Annotated in this window: 16 protein-coding genes, 1 tRNA gene and 1 pseudogene; 16 read left to right on the forward strand and 2 right to left on the reverse strand. The window is 43.6% G+C overall.

Annotated features, from left to right (window positions below):
• Nucleotides 1-64: 64 nt before the first annotated feature.
• The 6 genes from pflB (at nucleotide 65) to CGSMWGV1500E_RS04290 (ending at nucleotide 8,440) form a co-directional block, all read left to right on the forward strand.
• Nucleotides 65-2,440, forward strand: coding sequence for a formate C-acetyltransferase (gene pflB / locus CGSMWGV1500E_RS04315; protein WP_004127260.1), 2,376 nt, complete (start codon nucleotides 65-67; stop codon nucleotides 2,438-2,440).
• A 145-nt stretch (nucleotides 2,441-2,585) separates the two neighbouring features.
• Nucleotides 2,586-3,467, forward strand: coding sequence for a pyruvate formate-lyase-activating protein (pflA, locus tag CGSMWGV1500E_RS04310; protein WP_004127262.1), 882 nt, complete (start codon nucleotides 2,586-2,588; stop codon nucleotides 3,465-3,467).
• A 133-nt stretch (nucleotides 3,468-3,600) separates the two neighbouring features.
• Nucleotides 3,601-3,972, forward strand: coding sequence for a hypothetical protein (locus tag CGSMWGV1500E_RS04305; protein WP_004127264.1), 372 nt, complete (start codon nucleotides 3,601-3,603; stop codon nucleotides 3,970-3,972).
• A 194-nt stretch (nucleotides 3,973-4,166) separates the two neighbouring features.
• Complete coding sequence (locus CGSMWGV1500E_RS04300) at nucleotides 4,167-5,504, forward strand: HRDC domain-containing protein (RefSeq protein ID WP_004127266.1); 1,338 nt, start codon at nucleotides 4,167-4,169, stop codon at nucleotides 5,502-5,504.
• A 51-nt stretch (nucleotides 5,505-5,555) separates the two neighbouring features.
• Nucleotides 5,556-6,905 carry a trigger factor gene (tig, locus tag CGSMWGV1500E_RS04295; protein ID WP_004127268.1) on the forward strand — a complete coding sequence of 450 codons (1,350 nt, stop codon included), beginning with the start codon at nucleotides 5,556-5,558 and terminating at the stop codon, nucleotides 6,903-6,905.
• A 110-nt stretch (nucleotides 6,906-7,015) separates the two neighbouring features.
• The gene (locus CGSMWGV1500E_RS04290; RefSeq protein WP_004127271.1) at nucleotides 7,016-8,440 is read left to right on the forward strand and encodes a chloride channel protein; all 1,425 of its coding nucleotides are present in this window, start codon (nucleotides 7,016-7,018) and stop codon (nucleotides 8,438-8,440) included.
• A gap of 69 nt (nucleotides 8,441-8,509) precedes the next feature.
• Here CGSMWGV1500E_RS04290 and CGSMWGV1500E_RS04285 read toward each other — a convergent pair whose 3' ends face one another.
• Complete coding sequence (locus CGSMWGV1500E_RS04285; RefSeq protein ID WP_004127274.1) at nucleotides 8,510-9,385, reverse strand: hypothetical protein; 876 nt, start codon at nucleotides 9,383-9,385, stop codon at nucleotides 8,510-8,512.
• Nucleotides 9,386-9,593: 208 nt separating this feature from the next.
• Between CGSMWGV1500E_RS04285 and CGSMWGV1500E_RS04280 the strand changes: the two genes are divergently transcribed.
• The 5 genes and pseudogenes from CGSMWGV1500E_RS04280 (at nucleotide 9,594) to CGSMWGV1500E_RS04260 (ending at nucleotide 13,351) form a co-directional block, all read left to right on the forward strand.
• Nucleotides 9,594-10,205: an ATP-dependent Clp protease proteolytic subunit gene (locus tag CGSMWGV1500E_RS04280; RefSeq protein WP_004127277.1), complete on the forward strand. Its 612-nt coding sequence runs from the start codon at nucleotides 9,594-9,596 to the stop codon at nucleotides 10,203-10,205.
• Between the two features lie 3 nt (nucleotides 10,206-10,208).
• Nucleotides 10,209-10,883 (forward strand): ATP-dependent Clp protease proteolytic subunit, encoded by a 675-nt coding sequence (locus tag CGSMWGV1500E_RS04275; RefSeq protein WP_004127279.1) that lies wholly within the window; start codon nucleotides 10,209-10,211, stop codon nucleotides 10,881-10,883.
• A gap of 119 nt (nucleotides 10,884-11,002) precedes the next feature.
• Nucleotides 11,003-11,076: transfer RNA gene (locus tag CGSMWGV1500E_RS04270), tRNA-Arg, on the forward strand.
• A gap of 132 nt (nucleotides 11,077-11,208) precedes the next feature.
• Nucleotides 11,209-12,447, forward strand: a pseudogene (locus CGSMWGV1500E_RS04265) (Na+/H+ antiporter NhaA); the annotation flags it as partial.
• A 100-nt stretch (nucleotides 12,448-12,547) separates the two neighbouring features.
• Nucleotides 12,548-13,351 carry a TIGR00730 family Rossman fold protein gene (locus CGSMWGV1500E_RS04260; RefSeq protein ID WP_004127294.1) on the forward strand — a complete coding sequence of 268 codons (804 nt, stop codon included), beginning with the start codon at nucleotides 12,548-12,550 and terminating at the stop codon, nucleotides 13,349-13,351.
• Between the two features lie 406 nt (nucleotides 13,352-13,757).
• On the opposite strand, the gene CGSMWGV1500E_RS04255 is transcribed toward CGSMWGV1500E_RS04260, so the two are convergent.
• Entirely contained in the window at nucleotides 13,758-14,804 is a 1,047-nt protein-coding gene (locus CGSMWGV1500E_RS04255) for a succinate dehydrogenase/fumarate reductase iron-sulfur subunit (RefSeq protein WP_004127297.1), read from the reverse strand.
• A 93-nt stretch (nucleotides 14,805-14,897) separates the two neighbouring features.
• Here CGSMWGV1500E_RS04255 and CGSMWGV1500E_RS04250 point away from each other — a divergent pair, with 93 nt between their 5' ends.
• The 5 genes from CGSMWGV1500E_RS04250 to era all read left to right on the forward strand — a co-directional run bounded on the left by CGSMWGV1500E_RS04250 (nucleotide 14,898) and on the right by era (nucleotide 19,549).
• Nucleotides 14,898-15,695, forward strand: a complete 798-nt coding sequence (locus CGSMWGV1500E_RS04250; RefSeq protein ID WP_004127300.1) for a 16S rRNA (uracil(1498)-N(3))-methyltransferase — start codon at nucleotides 14,898-14,900, stop codon at nucleotides 15,693-15,695.
• A 113-nt stretch (nucleotides 15,696-15,808) separates the two neighbouring features.
• Nucleotides 15,809-16,186 carry a histidine triad nucleotide-binding protein gene (locus tag CGSMWGV1500E_RS04245; protein ID WP_004127303.1) on the forward strand — a complete coding sequence of 126 codons (378 nt, stop codon included), beginning with the start codon at nucleotides 15,809-15,811 and terminating at the stop codon, nucleotides 16,184-16,186.
• Between the two features lie 99 nt (nucleotides 16,187-16,285).
• Nucleotides 16,286-16,840 carry an rRNA maturation RNase YbeY gene (gene ybeY / locus CGSMWGV1500E_RS04240; protein WP_004127307.1) on the forward strand — a complete coding sequence of 185 codons (555 nt, stop codon included), beginning with the start codon at nucleotides 16,286-16,288 and terminating at the stop codon, nucleotides 16,838-16,840.
• Nucleotides 16,841-16,887: 47 nt separating this feature from the next.
• The gene (locus CGSMWGV1500E_RS04235; protein ID WP_004127310.1) at nucleotides 16,888-18,447 is read left to right on the forward strand and encodes a hemolysin family protein; all 1,560 of its coding nucleotides are present in this window, start codon (nucleotides 16,888-16,890) and stop codon (nucleotides 18,445-18,447) included.
• A 40-nt stretch (nucleotides 18,448-18,487) separates the two neighbouring features.
• Nucleotides 18,488-19,549, forward strand: coding sequence for a GTPase Era (era, locus tag CGSMWGV1500E_RS04230; protein ID WP_004127313.1), 1,062 nt, complete (start codon nucleotides 18,488-18,490; stop codon nucleotides 19,547-19,549).
• Nucleotides 19,550-19,721 lie beyond the last annotated feature (172 nt).

The following is a 19,721-nucleotide window of genomic DNA, read 5'->3' on the forward strand; positions in this document are numbered from 1 at the left end:
CGTATGTCTTAAGATTGTTATTGAGACAGCGTGAAGGTGCGCTGCATTACAAAAGGAGCTTAAAATGACATCGGTTGATGCTTCCGTTCTCAATGAAGAGGATCTTCGCACCAAAGCTTGGGACGGTTTTGAAAGTGGCAACTGGCAGAAAGATATTGACGTTCGTGACTTCATTTTGAAGAACTATACTCCATATGAAGGCGACGAAAGCTTCTTGGCTAATGCCACAGAAAAAACGAAGCATATGTGGAAGTATCTTGACGACAATTACTTGGCTGTTGAGCGTGAGCGTCGCGTATACGATGTTGAAACTCATATTCCGGCAGGCATTGACGCCATGCCAGCAGGTTATATTGAAAGCCCAGAAGTAGATAACGTAATCGTAGGTCTTCAAACTGATGAGCCTTGCAAGCGCGCTATGATGCCAAACGGCGGTTGGCGAATGGTTGAGCAGGCTATTAAGGAAGCTGGTAAGGAAGTAGATCCTCAAATTAAGAAGATTTTTACCGTTTACCGCAAGACGCATAACGATGGCGTATTTGGCGTTTACACCAAGAATATTAAGATTGCTCGCCATAACAAGATTTTAACCGGTTTGCCAGATGCTTACGGCCGCGGTCGTATTATTGGCGATTATCGTCGTGTGGCTTTGTACGGCGTTAACATGCTTATTGAGTTCAAGAAGCGTGACAAGGATTCGATTCCATACCGCAACGATTTTACCGAGACTGAAATTGAGCATTGGATTCGTTTCCGCGAAGAGCATGACGAACAGATTAAGGCTTTGAAGCAGCTTATTAACTTGGGTAACGAGTACGGTTTGGATTTGACTCGTCCAGCTCAAACCGCTAAGGAAGCTGTTCAGTGGACTTACATGGGCTACCTTGCTTCTGTTAAGAGCCAGGATGGCGCTGCAATGAGCTTCGGTCGCGTTTCTGCATTCTTTGATTGCTACTTTGAGCGCGATTTGAAGGCTGGATTAATCAACGAAACAGATGCTCAGGAAATTATTGATGCTCTTGTTATGAAGCTTCGTATTGTGCGCTTCTTGCGTACTAAGGATTACGACGCAATCTTCTCGGGAGATCCTTACTGGGCAACTTGGTCAGATGCAGGCTTTAGCGAGGATGGTCGCACTTTCGTAACAAAGACTTCTTTCCGTTTGCTCAACACTTTGACTCTTGAGCATTTGGGACCTGGTCCTGAGCCAAATATCACTATTTTCTGGGATCCAAAGCTTCCAGAAGCCTACAAGCGTTTCTGCGCACGAATTTCTATCGATACTTCTGCAATCCAGTACGAGTCAGATAAAGACATTCGTGAGCACTGGGGTGACGATGCTGCTATTGCTTGCTGCGTTTCGCCAATGCGTGTTGGTAAGCAAATGCAGTTCTTTGCTGCTCGCGTTAATTCCGCTAAGGCTTTGCTTTACGCTATTAACGGTGGTCGCGACGAAATGACTGGCATGCAGGTTATTGACAAGGGCGTTATTGAACCAATTCGCCCAGAAGCCGACGGTACTCTTGATTATGAGAAGGTTAAGGCCAACTACGAGAAGGCTTTGGAATGGCTTTCCGAGACTTATATTGAGGCTTTGAACATAATCCACTACATGCACGATAAGTACGCTTACGAGTCCATTGAAATGGCTTTGCATGATAGGGAAGTCTATCGTACGCTTGGTTGCGGTATGTCCGGCTTGTCTATTGCAGCGGATTCTTTGGCTGCCTTGAAGTATGCAAAGGTTTACCCAATTTACAACAAGGATGCTAAGAGTACTGAAGGTCACGAGTACGAGTACATTGAAGGCGCAGATGACGACTTAATCGTTGGTTACAAGACGGTTGGTGAATTCCCAATCTACGGTAACGACGATGATCGAGCCGACGACTTGGCAAAGTGGGTTGTAAGCACAGTTATGGGCCAGGTGAAGCGTTTGCCTGTGTATAGAAACGCCGTGCCGACACAATCAATTTTGACAATTACTTCTAACGTTGAATACGGCAAAAACACCGGTTCTTTCCCATCTGGACACAAAAAAGGCACGCCGTACGCACCAGGAGCAAACCCAGAAAATGGAATGGATTCTCACGGAATGCTTCCATCTATGTTTTCTGTTGGTAAGATTGATTATGACGATGCCCTCGATGGCATCTCACTGACCAACACCATTACTCCTGATGGTTTAGGTCGAGATGAAAGTGAGAGGATTGATAACTTGGTCGGCATTCTGGATGCTGGCAACGGTCACGGACTGTATCACGCAAACATTAACGTGTTGCGTAAGGAACAGCTCGAGGATGCAGTTGAACATCCAGAAAAGTACCCGCATTTGACGGTGCGAGTTTCTGGCTACGCAGTGAACTTCGTGAAGCTCACTAAGGAACAGCAGCTCGACGTTATTTCTCGTACGTTCCATCAAGGATCAGTCTCTGACTGACTCATCTAATCTATGAGCGCCGGGAGCGAGCTTAGCTTCGCTCCCGGTTTACTTATTTGCACAACGGTTAGACGCAAGTTTACTGTTGCAACAGTTACACATTGCAATAGTTACACACAGCTAAATAAGTTTGGAGGGCAGAAAAGTGGTTGAAAATACAGCGTTTCGTACTACTACTCAGCATATGCTCAAAGAGTCAAAAGAGTATGCTCGTCAAACTTTAATGGGTGGACTTTCCGGCTTTGAGTCGCCAATTGGTTTGGATCGTAAAGATCGCTTAGTAGCTCTTAAAACAGGCGATATTGGGTTCGTGCATTCGTGGGATATTAACACTTCTGTTGACGGCCCTGGAACTCGTATGACAGTGTTTATGAGCGGTTGCCCGCTTCGCTGCCAGTATTGCCAAAATCCTGATACTTGGAAAATGCGCGACGGCAAGCCTGTCTACTTAGATGCGATGATTAAAAAAGTTGACCGTTATCAAAGTCTTTTTAAGGCAACAGGCGGCGGAATCACTTTTTCTGGCGGCGAATCCATGATGCAACCAGCTTTTGTATCTAGAGTCTTTCGTGCTGCAAAAGAAATGGGCGTTCACACTTGCTTGGATACTTCCGGCTTTTTGAATCGCAATTACACGGACGAAATGATTGAAGACATTGATCTTTGCCTTCTTGACGTTAAATCCGGAACTGAAGAAACATATAAAAAAGTTACCGGCGGCTTGCTTCAGCCAACTATTGATTTTGGTCAGCGCTTGGCGAAGGCTGGTAAGAAGATTTGGGTGCGTTTTGTGCTAGTTCCAGGTTTGACCGACAGCGAAGAAAACGTTGAAAAAGTTGCCGAAATTTGCGATTCGTTTGGGGATGCTGTTGAGCATATCGACGTGCTTGGCTTCCATCAACTAGGCCGCCCAAAGTGGCATGAGCTTAGGATTCCGTACCCTCTTGAGAATCAAAAAGGTCCTTCTAGGGCGCTTAAAGAGCGAGTTGTAAACCAGTTCAAAGACCACGGTTTTGTTGTTTACTAGACTGCGTTTAGACTGCATTTAAATTGCGTCAAAAATGTAACTGTAATTTAGGCAATCTTTGCGTATAGTATTGTTTTTTTTTAAAGGATTTTGTATAATTACACAAACACCCTTTTTAGAGAAAGGATACGCAATGAAGCGCAGAATAGGTTGTTGGATTGCATTAGCTTTTGCATTAGCGTTAGCTATTTTTGCACGGTGTAACGATCAGTTTGGCTTTGGCACAGCGCTTGTTATTTTAATTGTTTTGCCGATAATTTTGTTGCCGATAAATATTGTTGCATCTTTCGATAAGAAACTTCTTATTGAAGTGCCAATAATATCTATTGCTATAACCATTGCTACAGAACTTGCCACTTTCCCAATAAGAGATTTAGGTTTACATTCTCTCTATGTTATCCCAACAGTTTTAGTTTCGGCAGTCGCATTTACTCTTACTAGATTCCTTAAAACTAAGCTTGTTAAGCACATAAATGACGAAATAGCAAACAATAAAACAGATTGATTATTTATTTGATTATTTATTTGATTATTTATTTTTGAATAGTCGTAGTTGTGTGCGAAAGTTGAAGCCGTGTTAAAAGATGCATAATCTTTCAACACGGCTTAAATATTTTTTTACGGATATTTTGCAAAAAGTACAGAATATTTTGCAAAAAACGTAAGAATTTGGGTAAAGCATGCAATCGGGAGGCGTACTTGAACGAGGAACCAAAGCTCTTAAAAGAGCCTAGAGACGGTGTTCCAGAAGTCATTGATACGCTTGAAGCATATAAAGAATATTGCAGTTTATTGGCAGCGGGCTCTGGCCCTTTGGCTGCGGACGCTGAGCGAGCTTCCGGTTTTCGCTACAATCATGAAGATTGGTTGATTCAATTTAAACGCAAGGGTGCAGGAATTGGTTTGCTTGATCCTGTCTCTCTTAAGAAGCTCGGTGTTGATTGGCATGAGTTTAACGAGGCAATAGGGGATTCGCCTTGGATTATTCACGACTCTATGCAAGATTTGCCAGGATTTTTCGACATTGGTTTGCGTCCGCGTGACTTATTTGATACGGAAATCGCGGCTAAATTACTTGGCAGAAAGCGCTTCGGCTTAAGTTCTGTAACCGAATATTATTTGGGTTTGACGCTCGCAAAAGAACATTCTGCAGCGGACTGGTCTTACCGCCCTCTTCCTAGAGATTGGCGAAATTACGCGGCTTTAGACGTTGAGCTGTTAATCGAACTAGAAGAAGTGATGCGCGGCGAACTTAAAAAGCAAGGAAAATTGGATTGGGCTAAAGAAGAATTTAAGCACTTGCTTATAAAGGGCGCGCAAAAGAAAGCGCCTCATCCTCGTCCGTGGCTTAAAATTTCGCATATAAATGTTCTTATGCACGATCGTGTTGGCTTAATAATTGCAAAAGACTTGTGGCAAGAGCGTGATGCTTTAGCTCAAAAATACGATATTGCGCCTAATCTTTTGCTTTCTGACGTAGCAATTATTGAAGCTGGAAAGCGTAAGCCGCGTAATGCTCGCGATTTTCGTTCTATTCGTTCGCTAAACGAGCGTGTGCGCATTCACACAGGTAGCGAACAAGACAAAATGTTTGAACGTTACGCGCCAATTCAGCGCAAAATTAAGCCATCTCTTTGGAAGAATATTATTGAAAACGCGCTTAAACGTGCAAAATCCGGCGAAACAGCTATGGATGATTTTTCGGAGATTGAGCATAATAATTCTAACGATTTTAAAGATTCTAAAAGTTTGCAGCAGTCTCAAGACTCGCAATCTGCCCCTCGCTCAATGCGCTATTGGAAAGAGCATCATCCTGCTAGATATGAGCGTTTGCAACGAATTCGCGCAGTTCTTACAAGTATTTCGGAAGACACGCATACTCCAGTAGAAGTCATTATTAAACCGCAAATTATTCGTAACTTATGCTGGTGCGAAAATATTACGGATGTTGACGTTTATTCCTTCTTTTTGGAACAGGGCGCTAGGCCATGGCAAGTTGCACTTATTGCTGAGTCCGTAACTCGCGCTATCATGTAACGGTTGTGCCATACGGCAGAAGGTAGAAAACGTAATTTCAGGAGCGCAAGCGTGAAAATCAGCGTCAGGAATCTTGAGCCAACTAAGGTTAAGCTCACTATCACCGCAGATCTCGAAGACTTCAAGCCATTCTTGGATGAGGCTCGTAAGGAGATTGCAAAGCAAATTAACGTGCCAGGTTTCCGTAAGGGTCATGTGCCAGGCAAGATTGTAGATCAGCGTGTCGGTTTTGCAGCCGTTGCTGGTGAAGCCGTTAATTCCGCTGTACCAGAGCTTTATTCCAATGCTTTGGAAGAAAAGAAGATTCACCCAATGGATCAGCCAGAGTTTGACGTTCAGGAAGTTCCAACGTCTACTGAGGCTGATGCAACTCTTAAGTTTGTTGCGACCGTTGAGCGTCGTCCAGAGTTCAAGCTGAACAAGTTCAAGGGCGTTGAGATTGAAGTTGAGAAGCCAAAGGTTTCCGACAAGGATGTTAAGGCTCGTTTGGAAGCTCTTCGTCAGCGTTTCGCAACTTTGGTTGGCGTTGATCGTCCAGCTACTAAGGGTGATTACACCAATATTGATTTGGAAGCTCGCATTAACGATGAAGTTGTTGACGCTCAGGAAGGCGTTAGCTACGAAATCGGTTCCGGCGTTTTGCTTGACGGCTTGGATGAGGCTTTGGATAGCCTTTCTGCCGGTGAAGAAACCACTTTTGAAGGCAAGCTTGAGTCCGGTAAGCATAAGGGCGAGAATGCTCAGATTAAGGTTAAGGTTAATTCCGTAAAGACTCAGGAATTGCCAAAGCTTGATGATGACTTCGCTCAGGAAGCTTCCGAGTTTGACACTTTGAAGGAATTGAAGGCAGAAATTCGCAAGTCTTGCGAACAGGCTGCTGAAGGTCGTCAGGCCACCAACGCTCGTGACGCATTCCTTGTTAAGCTTCAGGAAGAAGTTGAAATTCCTGTGCCAAAGGGTGTTTTGGACAAGGCTGTTGCTGAGCATTTGAAGGGCATGACCCCAGATCCTGAAAAGGCTACTAAGAAGCAGAAGGATGAGGCTCAGAAGGCTGCAGAAAAGGAAATTCGCGACCAGATGGTTCTCGATGCTTTGGCTGAGCAGATGGATGTATCCGTTTCTCAGGCAGATGTCACTAACTTCTTGATTTCTGTTGCTCAGCAGTACGGCATGGATCCAAACCAGTTCATTAATGCAATCGTGAACAATGGTCAGCTTGGTTCTGCTGTTCAGGAAGTTGCTCGTTCTAAGGGCTTGCTTGCTGGTATGCGCGCTGTAAAGTTTGTTTCTGAAGGCGAGGCTCTTGATTTGAGCGCATTCTTGTCTGAAGAAGATGAAGAAAACGAAAGCGTAGAAGCTGCAACTAAGGCTGCTGCTGTTGCTGACGAGCTTTCTAAGTAGAAGTAGAGTAGAATTAACTAAATTCTAAGTTACTTTGTAAAGGCTTTAAGTAAGACCTGACGGAATTATTTTTCTGTCGGGTCTTATTTATATAAGGATTGCGAGAAGTTATGGATAGTAGCTCTGGAACAAAGTCTGAATCTTGCTCAAGATTTGGCGGTTTAGTTAATCTCGCAATTCGAGTAGCGCGATTTGCTGCAACTTCTGTTTTTCTCGGTATTCTTACAGGCTTAGGTGCAACAGTTCTTACGCTTATTTTTTACGCAGTACAATACCTTGCTTTTGGCTCAATTGAATCTGCTAAAAACGCTGTATTTTCAGCGCTTCCGTGGTATCGCTACGTGCTATCTACAACCATTTCTATGACTATTGCCGGCCTAGCTTGGTATTTTTTGCGCAAAAGAGAGAATCCTCCTCGTATTGTTACAATTCCGCAAGCTGTTTTCGGAAGCAATATGCCAATTTTTTCTACTGTCGCACACATTTTGCTGCAAATCGGCATTGTTGGCTCTGGAATTTCAATCGGCAGGGAAGTAGCCCCGCGAGAATTGGCCGCAATGATTGCTCAGCATTACAGCCGTATTTTTCATGTGCCTGCTAAAACTCAGCGCGTGCTGATTGCCTCTGCTGCTGGTGCTGGCTTGGCTGCAGTGTATCACGCGCCTTTAGCTGGCACTATACTTGCATTAGGTCTGCTTAGTAAAACTCAAGGTCTTGGTTTTTATGCGTGGCTAAATCGTGAAAATGGTCCTGCATTGGTTAATGTAGTTAAAAATATTGCGCAATCAGAGCGCATGTATTGCTTTCCTTTTGCGCTTGTTATGAATTATGTTGCTGCGTTTGTTGTTGAATTGTTATTGCATCATTCTAGTTATTACAATATTCCGCAATTTTCTTGCGCGATTTCTTGGCAAATCTGCGTTTTAGCTGTTGCTGTTGGTGCAGTGTGCGGTTTAGTTGGCTACGTTTTTCGTTTGGGTATTGTTTGGTGTCGCACTCATGCTTTGCGTGGCGTAAAAATGTTGTGTTTTATGCCTGTAGCTGGCTTAGTTATTGGTGTTTCAGCTTGCGGTTTTCCGCATATTATGGGCAATGGTAGGTCGCTTTCTCAACTTGCTTTTTCTGTATCTACTTCTTCGCATGTTGAAGTTGTCTCGAATATTATGATTATTTTGCTACTTCTTGCAATGATGAAAATGTTTGCTACTTTGATTGTTTTGCGAGCTGGTGCTTCCGGTGGCGTGCTGCAGCCGAGCATTTCAACTGGCGCTTGCATTGGTCTTGTTGTAGGCGTTATAAGTATGAAACTTCCATTTATCGGTAGCATGCTATTGAATCAGCCTGAAGTATTACTACTGTCTGCTATTTTTGGCGCTGCAAGTCTATTGACTGCAAGTCGAAAATCATTATGGTTTGCGCTTGTACTTGTGGCGCAATTAGTGGACGTTCCGCTTATTATGATTGTGCCGATGGCTGTTTCCTGCATTGCTGCACGAAGTGTAACGCTGCCGCTAAGAATTTTTAGACGCAAATAAAGTATGCGCCTTTGCCTATTCAATGAGTAACAAAAGCGCATACTTGCATATAGTATATTTGTATATTATTTACTCATCGATGAAGTCATCTTTATAAATAACACTGTCGTCGTTATTTAAAACAGTGTAATACAAGTGTATTGGGGAACTGACCTTATTCTTAGCTTCTTCAACTGCTGGGAACAGATTTGAAAGGAAAAGCCTGTCAGAGAAAGTAGCTTCAGCCTTTGAAATTGCATTGTCAGGTACACGATCTTTGAATTTAATAGTTATATTGAGGCTATCTCCCTGAGCATCAAACGTTGCGGATACGTCATCATCGCCTCTTTCTTCAAAGTCTGATGGATGGCAATCTGCGTATTCTTCAATATTGGCGCTTTTTTCTGCAGAACAATCGGAATGTTTTTTAAAAGTGCCTGAGATTAATCCGCCGAAAAGTATTACTGCTAGTACAATAGCAACAATTACAGCAATTCTTTTCTTATGCTCATCTGCTAGTGTCGTATTTACGAAGCTTATTACTTGCTGCTGAACATTTTTATATGTTTTTATTAAATTATCGCTGTTTATGTAAGTGTTTATTGGATTATTGTTATTCTGATAGCCATTATTCTGGTAAGTATTGTTCTGGTAGTCATTCTGGTAGTCATTCTGGTACCAATTGTTCTGGTAGTCATTCTGGTAGTTATTCTGGTAGTCGTTCTGGTAGTCGTTCTGGTATCCATTATTCTGGTAAGTATTGTTCTGATAAGTATTTGCTGGATTTGCATTATTTTGGTAACCAGAATTCATGTATGAATTGTTTTGATAAGTGTCCGTTTGATTCGCATTATTTGTGTAAGTGTTTTCTAGATTCGCATTATTTGTGTAATCGTTGATCTGATTCTCATTGTTTTCTTCTGTATTTTGAGAATGATTGTTGTTTGGTAAGTTGTTGGAATCCATGTTCTCTCCTCTGTGAGCGAATTTACATTCAAAAAAAGATATACTAAATATTTTATATCAAATCTATATAATAGTTGAATAATTATCTGAATTGATTTGTAGAAATTCAGTGTAGAATATTTCGCTGATTTTATGCATACAATATTTTCTATACGGTCACACGCACACGATAATCTAGGAATACTTAAGTTTATGGTAAGGAGATAAGGTGACTGAGCTTTTTACAGCTTCTCCTGTTATGGAACAGGCGGAAGCGTCTTCGCCAACCGATTCTATTTTTAATCGGTTGCTAAAAGATCGCATTATTTGGTTGGGATCTGAAGTAAAAGACGAGAATGCTAATATCATCTGCGCTCAAATGTTAATGCTTGCTGCGCAAGATCCTAAGAAGGATATTTGGTTGTATATTAATTCGCCTGGTGGCTCTATTACCGCAGGCATGGCAATTTACGACACTATGCAGCTAATCGAACCAGATGTTGCAACTATTGCGGTCGGCATGGCAGCTTCTATGGGTCAGTTCCTGCTTAGTTCTGGCACTCCTGGTAAGCGTTATATTACGTCTCATGCGCGCGTGCTTATGCATCAGCCTTCTGGCGGAGTTGGCGGCACTGCTACGGATGTGCGTATTAATGCAGAGCTGATTATGGATATGAAGAAAACACTTTCTGAATTAACAGCTAAGCAGACTGGTCATACCATAGAAGAAATCTACCGAGACAACGAGTATGATCACTGGTTCACTGCTAAACAGGCGTTGGAGTATGGTTTTGTAGATAAAATCGTAACAACTCCTGCTTCAATGCGAGGTGAGGAGTAACTTATGGCAAGTGAAGAAGCAAAGTTTGTTGCACGTGCTGAGCGTTTGGCTGGTTTTGGCGGCGTTTCTTCAGCACAGCGAATTACTAACCGCTACGTTTTGCCGCAGTTTGGTGAGCAAACTCCATACGGCTTAAAAACGCATGATCCGTACACGAAGCTTTTTGAAGATCGTATTATTTTTATGGGCGTTCAGGTTGACGACACTTCTGCTGACGATATTATGGCTCAGCTTTTGGTGTTGGAAAGCATGAATAGTGAACGCGACATTATGATGTATATCAATTCTCCCGGTGGCTCCATGACTGCAATGACTGCTATTTACGACACAATGCAGTATATTGGTCCAGATGTTCAAACCGTATGCTTGGGTCAGGCTGCATCTGCTGCTGCGATTTTGCTTGCTGCGGGAGCTCATGGTAAGCGTATGATTTTACCGAATGCGCGCGTGCTTATTCATCAGCCTGCAATGGGTCAAGATTTTGGTAAGGCTACTGAAATTGAAATTCAGGCTAAGGAAATGCTTCGATTGCGAGAATGGTTAGAAAACACTCTTGCTAAGCATACCGGTCAAGATGTTGAGCGTATTCGCAAAGATATTGAGGTGGATACAATCTTAACTGCTCCAGAAGCTAAATCCTACGGTATTGTAGATAAAGTTCTTGAGCATCGAGAGTAGTTTTTGTAGAAGCTAAGCAAACTCCGGTCGACACGCCGGAGTTTGTGTTTTGTTTGTGATGGTTGTATATTAGTCAAGTTGCCGAAAACGAGAGAGTTCTTCTTGTGGACGGAAAACATGCGCCAGTAGCCCAACGGATTAGAGCATCTGACTACGGATCAGAAGGTTGCAGGTTCGAATCCTGTCTGGCGCACGAACAAAACGCGAAGCATTTGCCTCGCGTTTTTTTTTTATCTCATCTGTTTGGTTTATCCCTCTCCGCTATACTAAAAAGTGCTGCAAAATTAATATGTTTTGCATAACATTGGGAGGAAATATTTACAACATGATACGACGCAGCTGGATAATAGTACGCAATATAGCAAACAATGAGCGAATTTCTGGCTTAATTATGCTTGGTTTTGCTCTTACTGGCTTATTGCTTGCAAACATTCCTTTAACCGCGCCAGTATTTGAAGCTGTTTCGCATACTCATATTGGTATTCCGTTTACTAATATTCACATGTCGATTAGCCATTGGGTTCAAGACGGCGTGCTTACTATTTTCTTCCTTTCTGTTGGTTTAGACTTAAAACACGAGCTTATTGCAGGATCTCTTTCTGATCCTCGTGCTGCTGCAATGCCAATGATTTGCGCAGTTGGTGGCATGATTGCCCCGCCGTTGCTTTTTGTTGCCACAGTAACAGTCTTTTCCGATCTTCACGCCGGTCAGGAGATTATGCGTCTTACTTCCGGCGCTTTACCTTCGTTAGGTATGGTTCGTGCTGGTTGGGCGATTCCAACTGCAACGGATATTGCTTTTTCGCTTGCAGTATTAGCTTTATTTGCTAAAACTTTGCCTCATTCTTTGCGTGCGTTTTTGATGACTCTTGCAACTGTTGACGATTTGCTTGGAATTGCGCTTATTGCAGTGTTCTTCTCTTCTCTAAACGCGTGGTACTGGTTTGTTGGCGTTGTTGTGTGTGGTCTTATTTGGACCACTTTAGTGCGTCTTAAACATGTTCCGTGGCCTCTTGTGGCGCTAGTTGGTATTGTGGCGTGGGTAATGATGTATGAAGCTGGAGTGCACCCAACTTTAGCTGGTGTAATGGTAGGATTACTCACTCCTGCGCATCTAGTTCACGGAGAAAAAACTTTGCGCGCGGAGCGTTATCGCGAAAAAATTCAGCCTGTATCTGCTTTAGTAGCGTTACCTATTTTTGCGCTTTTTTCAACCGGCGTGCATTTTGAAACGCTAACTTGGGAGCTGTTCTTATCTCCAATTCTTATTGCTATTACTATTGCTCTGGTTGTTGGAAAACCATTGGGAATTATGGTAACTGCTTGGCTTTCAAAGCATTTACTTGGCTTAAAAGTTCCGGACTCTTTGCGTGTAGTTGATTTGCTTCCGACTGCTTGTGCGTGCGGTATTGGTTTCACAGTCTCGCTACTTATTGCTTCTCTTGCATATTCGGACGCAGATTTGTCTGCAGAGGCACGTTTTGGTGTTCTTGTTGCTTCTATTGTTGCAGCTGGTGTTGCGGGATTCTTGCTTTCTATGCAATCAAAGCATATGGAAGAAGAATTAGATGATATTGAAGATTAGCTTTTTTGTATTAGCTTTTGTGATTATTTTTTAGGATTATTTTTAGGATTATTTTTAGGATTATTTTTAGGGAGTAGTTATGAATAATAGTCAGGAAAATTATTCTTCAGAAGTTCCACCTTGGTCTAATACATATCATCGCGGTTCTGTGCTTATGCGCGGGTCTATGATTCCTAAAGAAAGCACAACCGAAACGCTTCTTCGTAAAGATAGAAGTCAGCAGATTGCGGCAGGCGTTGGTGCAGACCGAGATAACAAGTGGGATTGGCGAAGTGCAGACCCTTGGCGCGCGCTTCGAATTCAGGCTGAGTTTGTTGACGGTTTTGACACTCTTGCTGGATTAGGACCTGCTGTTAGTGTTTTTGGTTCTGCGCGCATAAAAGATGGCGAGCCGGAATATATGGCCGCGCTAACTATGGGCAAGGAGCTTGTAAAACGCGGTTTTGCGGTTATTACAGGCGGTGGCCCTGGCATTATGGAGGCTGCGAATCGCGGTGCTGCAGAAGCGGGCGGCACTTCGGTTGGTTTGGGTATTGAGCTTCCGCACGAGCAGGGTTTGAATCAGTGGATTAATCTTGGAATGCAGTTTAGATACTTCTTCGTTAGAAAAACAATGTTTATGAAGTATTCTTCCGGAATTATTGTGTGTCCTGGCGGATTTGGCACAATGGACGAAATGTTCGAAGCTCTAACTCTTGTACAAACGCATAAGGTTGCGCGAGTGCCGGTTGTGCTGTTTGGAACTGAGTATTGGAAGGGCTTGATTAACTGGTTGCAGTCGACTGTTACTTCTCGTGGATTAATTTCGTCTCTTGACCCGCACTTGTTTGCTGTTACGGACGATCCGCTAGAAGCAGTGCGCATAGCGTCTGGTACTAATTAAGATTAATCGAGTCGCATTTTTAAGCGAAAACGACATTTTCTTTACAGTTACGTATAAGTTTATATTACAATTCGTTTAATGTGGCGTGAGTTTTTGGGGATTTCTTTCCTCGCACGTCCCGTCCTTCGGGCGCTCTGGCTGTTAAAGGCGTTTAGTGTGTTCGCCTTTCTTAAAGAATGTAGCTTCTCAGTCCTCTTTTAGTGCTCGTAAAGAAATCCCCCAAACTCTGCATGCTAATTCGTTAATAACCGTGCTAATCGCAGAGATTTTTCGATTTTTCTTCTTCGCTCGACGAATCAGCAGCCTACGGCTCTGACGTTCGCCTCGCTCAGTGCAAAAAATCTCAAATCTCACTATACGAACATCCACATGAATGAATGACGACGCAATTAATATGTAAATCAACCTACAAGTTTTTGCGCTCATTCACTAGTGTTGTAAGTTGCCAAATTTCTTCGCCGACGTCAATTCCGCGCGGACACTGCCTTGAGCACGCACGAACCGACTGGCATGCACTAATTCCGTCGCTGCCGTCAATCAAATCTAATCGACGCTCTGTTGCATTGTCTCTAGAGTCGTAAATAAAACGAGCCGCGTTAATCAAAGCAGCAGGCCCAATAAAAGCCTCGCCGCCGGCGTAGATTGGGCATATTCCTTCGCACGCACCGCACATAATGCAGTTACTTAAAAGCTCAAACTTTTGCAACTCTTCAGGATGCTGCAAAAACTCAATAAGCTTAAGTTTTCCTTCATTATTTCGCACAGAAACGTCTGCTGCTTGTAAATAAGGTTCTAAACGTTTTATTTGCGAAACCATAGGTGAAAGGTCGCAAATAAGATCGCGCTGAACTGCAAATCCAGCAAGAGGTGCAAGTTCGATAATACCGAAACTTCCATTTTTTTGAGCTACAGTCTGCGTAGATTCTTTTTGTAGAATTGGCGATTTTGCTGAGCTTTCGCCGCTACTTGAAGTTCCGGTTTTTCTAAATCCGCGAGATTGCACGTTATTTGTGATTTCTGGACGAGCGTTCGCGCCTATTGTTGCGCTGCAAAGTAAAGTTGGCATGCCGTTTACGTTTGCAGCATCCGATCCGCAAACTCCGTGGCCACAAGAGTAGCGAAAAGCCAAAGTCGGGTCGATTGTGCGCTTAATAGTTAGCAAGCAGCTAAGAATAGTATCCGTTGAACGAACTCGCAAAACGTAATCTTGAACCCAATGCTTGCCTTGAATGCGTTTCATAGAAGGAATGGAAGATTCAGCATCGCTATCTTCTTTTTGTGCAGAATCTACTTTTGCAAAAGGATTGCTACGCTTTTTTCGAGCAAATGGACTTTCGTGACGTTTTCGCACGAGTTTAGTAGCGTCTTGCGGATTTTGCGTTTCTTCGCACGGCGCAAAGCGCGAAATACGCAAAGTAACAAGCGCAGTGTTATCACCAAGCTCATTACTCATTGCAACCTCCAGTACGTACTGTTCTAGTTTGCCACAATACTTGCACAGAAATATTTTTAGTACTTGGCGCATCCTCACGTTAGGCTTTAGATTATGACTGACGCTTTATTTTTGCTAGATACTGACCACGATAATGCTCCTGTGCTTGCAGATGGGATTGAGGAAGGATGGACACTTACGCTTCCTTCCAGCGTAAAACGCCACGCAATATCCGCTATGCGCTTGTTAGAGGGTGACTCTTTGCAACTTTCTGACGGCAAAGGCTTGCGAATTCACGCAACTGTTACGGATGCGGAAAATGGTTTAGTTCGCGTCGATGCGTTCACTCGAGAAGCGCGTTGCACTACGCGTCTTGCGCTTGTGCAGGCTTTAGCAAAAACCGGCCACGATGAGCAAGCAATCGATATGGCTACGCAAATTGGCGTAGATGAAGTGATTCCTTGGTGCGCTGACCGCTCAATCGCAAAGTGGAAGCCTGGTCGCACGGATAAGCGTTGGAATCAGGTGTTGCAGGCTGCTACAGAGCAGTCTCGAAGAGCTTTTATGCCGGAGCTTCAAGAATGCGTGTCCAGTAAGCAGATTGTTGCAATATGTAGACGTGCGTGCGTTTACGGAAACCTAGTAGTGGTATTGCATCAGGATGCAACCGACTGCTGGAGTCAAATCGAGCAAGCTGTAAACACTCTTACAGAGCGCTGCCTGGATGATGGCAAGGAGCGCACTGTTTACGTGCTTGTTGGTCCAGAAGGCGGAATTAGTGACGACGAGGTTTCGATGTTTGTTGACGCTGGTGCTAAAAGCTGCGTTTTGGGCAGCAATATTCTTCGCGCATCCACTGCAGGACCTGTGGCACTTTCGCTTCTTTCGCGCGCTTTAGGCCGGTACGAATAGTGAAAAAATCATAAATAAAATGCGCAAGTTTGTGTAAAATAGTATGTAGTGTGCCGATTGCTTTTGGCTTTTGGCATGAATTTTATTTCGTAATAAAAAATAGGGGAGAAACCATGAGCGATGCAACTATGAGCAATGCTGCGAGCCATACTGATCCAGACTGCATTTTTTGCAAGATTATTGCCGGCGAAATTCCAAGCACGCGCGTTTACGAAGATGATTCGGTAGTCGCTTTTAAGGATATTAATCCGCAGGCAAAAGTGCATGTGCTAATTGTGCCGCGCAATCACTATAAGAATGTTGCTGAGCTTGCTAGTAAAGCTCCTGAAACTTTAGCTCATATTGCTGGTGTTGCGCAAAATATTGCTAACGACGCGTTTAATGGAGACTACAGGCTTGTTTTTAACACTGGTCTTGCAGCTGGTCAAACAGTATTCCATGTTCATGCACATGTGCTTACTGGCGAAAAGCTTGTGGAAGGCAGCTTGTAAAGCTTACAAAATAGCGCACTTTTACAAAATAGCGCGCTCGTGCAAAATCTAAACTAGCAACACTTGAAAAATAAACTTCGAGAGGAATAACAAATAATCATGAGCATTGAAGTCATGAACGAAACCGTGTGGCGAATCGACGCTAAAATCTTCTCCGATCTTGGAATGTGGGTGTTGCAGCAGATGAAAGTCAGCACGCAGTCAGATTTATCAATTACTTTCGTTGATCCGGAGCCAATTGCCTGCCTTCACGAGCGCTGGATGAACCTTGAAGGTCCAACAGATGTTATGAGTTTTCCAATGGACGAACTTACTCCTGGAAGCGATGACAAAGTTTCCGAGGGCATGCTTGGAGACTTGGTGATTTGTCCTTGGGTGGCTCAGCAGCAGGCGCTCGCGGCGGGGCATAGCACAATGGAAGAGATGATGCTTTTAACCATTCACGGCATATTGCATTTGCTTGGTTACGATCACACAACTCGCGAAGAAGAAAAGCAAATGTTTGGTTTGCAGCGTCAGCTTTTGCTTACTTTCTTCGCTGCACGTTCTGGGGAATTGTATGACGCTACTCTTCCGGAAGGAGCTGTGAACGAGCTTGAACGTTACGATGCTGAGCATGATGCAAGCGGAGGCAGAAATAACAAAAGCAAGTAAGCACGAGTAAGCACAAGTAAGCAGTCGTAAGATTTAAGAGCATAATTATGGAAGATATTAAAGCATTTTTTACAAATATATCGTTACCGGAACTTCCGTTGCACGTGTGGCTAGGATTAGCCGTTTTGCTTTTGCTTGCAATTCTTCTTGTGTGGCTGTCTCTTGCAATGGCAGCTGCAGAAGGGGCAGTGCCTAAAGTTACGCGAGCGAGCTTAAACAATCTTATGATTGAAGCTCAAACTCACGATGACGACACAAGCGCAATAGTGCGTATGCGTAGAATTGCAAGAATTCATCGGGTAAAAAAGCTTATTTCAGACCGTTACGCAACTTCTAGCGCATGCGCTTTTGTGCGCGTTCTGTGCAATGTGTTTGACGGCGTTATTATTGCTGCGGTTTCGGCGTTTTTCGGCGCTCCAATGTGGCTTACTTTGGTTGTTGGCGTTGTGGTTTCGGTGATTGTTGCTGTTATTTCTATGCTTGTTCGCCCGCGTTCTGTGGGAGCTGCTCAGCCTGTGGCAAAGTTGATGAGACTTTCTCGCATTGTTTCTATTGCTATGGCGATTAATCCTCTGGTGCATATTGCTAGCGATGCTGACGTAACTTCTAGAAAAAAGAATGTTGATCTTTCAGACGATGAGGCTTTGGAAGATATTCAGCTGGATCAAGCAAAGGCGAGTATTGATCGCCTTGTTGAAGCGAATGATTTTGACCCTGAAGTTTCGGAAATGATGCGCAATGTGCTTACGCTTTCAGACACTTTGACTCGCGAAATCATGGTTCCTCGAACCGATATGATTTGCGTAAAAAGCGACGAAACGCTGGAAAATTTCCTGAAATTATGCTCAAGATCCGGATTTTCTAGAGTTCCTGTTATTGGAGATTCGGTTGACGATTTAGTTGGCGTTGCTTATTTGAAGGATGCAGTAAGAGCTACCGTGTTTAATCCTGCAGCTTCTTCTAGAGCTGTTGACACTATTAGCCGAGACCCTATGCTTGTGCCGGAGTCCAAGCCGGTTGACGATTTATTCCACGAAATGCAGCGAATTCGTCAGCATGTTGCTGTAGTTGTTGACGAATATGGCGGTATTGCAGGCTTGGTTACTATTGAGGATGCTATTGAGCAGATTGTGGGCGAGCTGGAAGATGAGCATGATCGCACGCAGCATGCGGATCCGGAAGAAGTAAGCGATGGCGTGTGGAAGATGCCTGCTAGAACGCCGATTGCGGATTTGGAGGATATTTTTGAAGTTCATATTGACGAAGACGATGTGGACACCGTGTTTGGTTTGCTTACGAAGCTGCTTGGTAACGTGCCGATTGTGGGATCTAGTGCGGTTACAAGAGGCTTAAAATTAACTGCTGTGGATTCTGCTGGTAGACGAAAGAAAGTCTCAACTATTTTGGTTGAGCGCGATGTTAAGGGCTTAGAAGAGCCTAAAGACGAGCAGTCTGAAAATAGCAGCGCGGTAAAACTTTCGGAAAAAATATCTGAAAAGATTTCGGAAAAACTTTCGGAAAAGATTTCCCCACAAGCGCTGGAAAGTAAGCAAACTAACGCGCTTAAGCAAGCAAGTAATATGAAGCAAACGAATTTACTGAAGTAAACGAATATGCTGAAATAAAGAACTGGACGGTAAGAATAACGTGAATAATATTAACAACTTCGACGATAACAGCGACTTTGATGATAAAAGCGACTTTGACGACGAAATGTTTGCAAATCTTGACTCCTCAACTCGCGCAACGATTTCTACTCCGGATTTTAACGGTTACCGTTCCGGATTCGTAGCTGTAGTTGGTAGGCCAAACGTTGGCAAATCTACGCTTATGAATGCTCTTATTGGCACGCAAATTGCTATTGCCTCGTCTCGTCCGGAAACTACGCGTAAAGCTATTCGCGGAATTGTTACAACCGATAATGCGCAAATGGTTTTGGTTGATACTCCGGGTATTCACCGTCCGCGTACGCTTCTTGGTCAGCGTTTGAACGATATTGTTGACGAGTCGCTTTCAGATGTTGACGCGATTGCATTCTTGCTTCCAGCAGACCAGGAGATAGGACCAGGAGATAAGCGAATACTAAGCCGTCTTCGCTCCGATTTTGCTAAAAAAGATGAGCAAGGCAATTGGACTTGGAAAGTTCCGCTTATTGGTATTGTTACGAAAATCGATACGCTTAGCCGCAGTGAGTTAGTTGCGCATTTGCTTCAAATTCAGCAGTTTGCCGATTTTACTGATATTGTGCCTGTGAGTGCGTTGGAGCGAGACAATATTGACGAAGTTAAGAATGTTTTGATTCAAAACTTGCCTGAAGGCCCGCAAATGTATCCGGCGGATCAGCTTAGCGAGGAAAGTCCAGAAAGCATGATTTCGGAGCTTATTCGCGGCGCATTTTTGGAAGAATTGGACGACGAGTTGCCTCATTCTTTAGCTGTTGTAGTTGACGATATTTGCTACCCGAGTGATGGCGAGGATACTCAATACGACGACAACAAAGCGCATGTGCTTGTGTCTGTTTATGTTGAGCGAGATTCTCAAAAGCCGATTATTATTGGGCATCGTGCAGAGCATTTAGTGCGCGTAAAGAAGCGTTTGAGAACTGCTGTAAATCGCATTACTGGCACGAAAGCTGTGCTTGAGTTGCATGTGAAAGTTGCAAAGGGCTGGCAGAGCGACCCTAAGAAGCTTGAGCGTTTGGGGTTCTAGTAAGCATATTTTGATTAGCGTTTTTTGACAAGCGCGTTTTGACGAGCATATTCTGCTTAGTGTGTTTTTATTAGTGTTTTAAACCTTGCGCTTATAAAAAACCGCAGCCGATACACGTTCGACTGCGGTTTTTGTTTTAGTTTTTTTGTTTTAGTTTTTATGTAGTCGCTCT

This window comes from Gardnerella vaginalis 1500E (assembly GCF_000263595.1).
Taxonomy (GTDB): Bacteria; Actinomycetota; Actinomycetes; order Actinomycetales; family Bifidobacteriaceae; genus Bifidobacterium; species Bifidobacterium vaginale_E.

What these genes read in the sequence shown, in the direction of transcription:
- CGSMWGV1500E_RS04275 (WP_004127279.1), top strand. Translation starts at nt 10,209, where the DNA reads ATGGCAAGTGAAGAAGCAAAGTTTGTTGCACGTGCTGAGCGTTTGGCT.
- CGSMWGV1500E_RS04235 (WP_004127310.1), top strand. Translation starts at nt 16,888, where the DNA reads ATGGAAGATATTAAAGCATTTTTTACAAATATATCGTTACCGGAACTT.
- CGSMWGV1500E_RS04255 (WP_004127297.1), bottom strand. Translation starts at nt 14,804, where the DNA reads ATGAGTAATGAGCTTGGTGATAACACTGCGCTTGTTACTTTGCGTATT.
- ybeY (WP_004127307.1), top strand. Translation starts at nt 16,286, where the DNA reads ATGAGCATTGAAGTCATGAACGAAACCGTGTGGCGAATCGACGCTAAA.
- CGSMWGV1500E_RS04305 (WP_004127264.1), top strand. Translation starts at nt 3,601, where the DNA reads ATGAAGCGCAGAATAGGTTGTTGGATTGCATTAGCTTTTGCATTAGCG.
- pflB (WP_004127260.1), top strand. Translation starts at nt 65, where the DNA reads ATGACATCGGTTGATGCTTCCGTTCTCAATGAAGAGGATCTTCGCACC.
- CGSMWGV1500E_RS04245 (WP_004127303.1), top strand. Translation starts at nt 15,809, where the DNA reads ATGAGCGATGCAACTATGAGCAATGCTGCGAGCCATACTGATCCAGAC.
- CGSMWGV1500E_RS04250 (WP_004127300.1), top strand. Translation starts at nt 14,898, where the DNA reads ATGACTGACGCTTTATTTTTGCTAGATACTGACCACGATAATGCTCCT.
- CGSMWGV1500E_RS04290 (WP_004127271.1), top strand. Translation starts at nt 7,016, where the DNA reads ATGGATAGTAGCTCTGGAACAAAGTCTGAATCTTGCTCAAGATTTGGC.
- CGSMWGV1500E_RS04260 (WP_004127294.1), top strand. Translation starts at nt 12,548, where the DNA reads ATGAATAATAGTCAGGAAAATTATTCTTCAGAAGTTCCACCTTGGTCT.
- CGSMWGV1500E_RS04285 (WP_004127274.1), bottom strand. Translation starts at nt 9,385, where the DNA reads ATGGATTCCAACAACTTACCAAACAACAATCATTCTCAAAATACAGAA.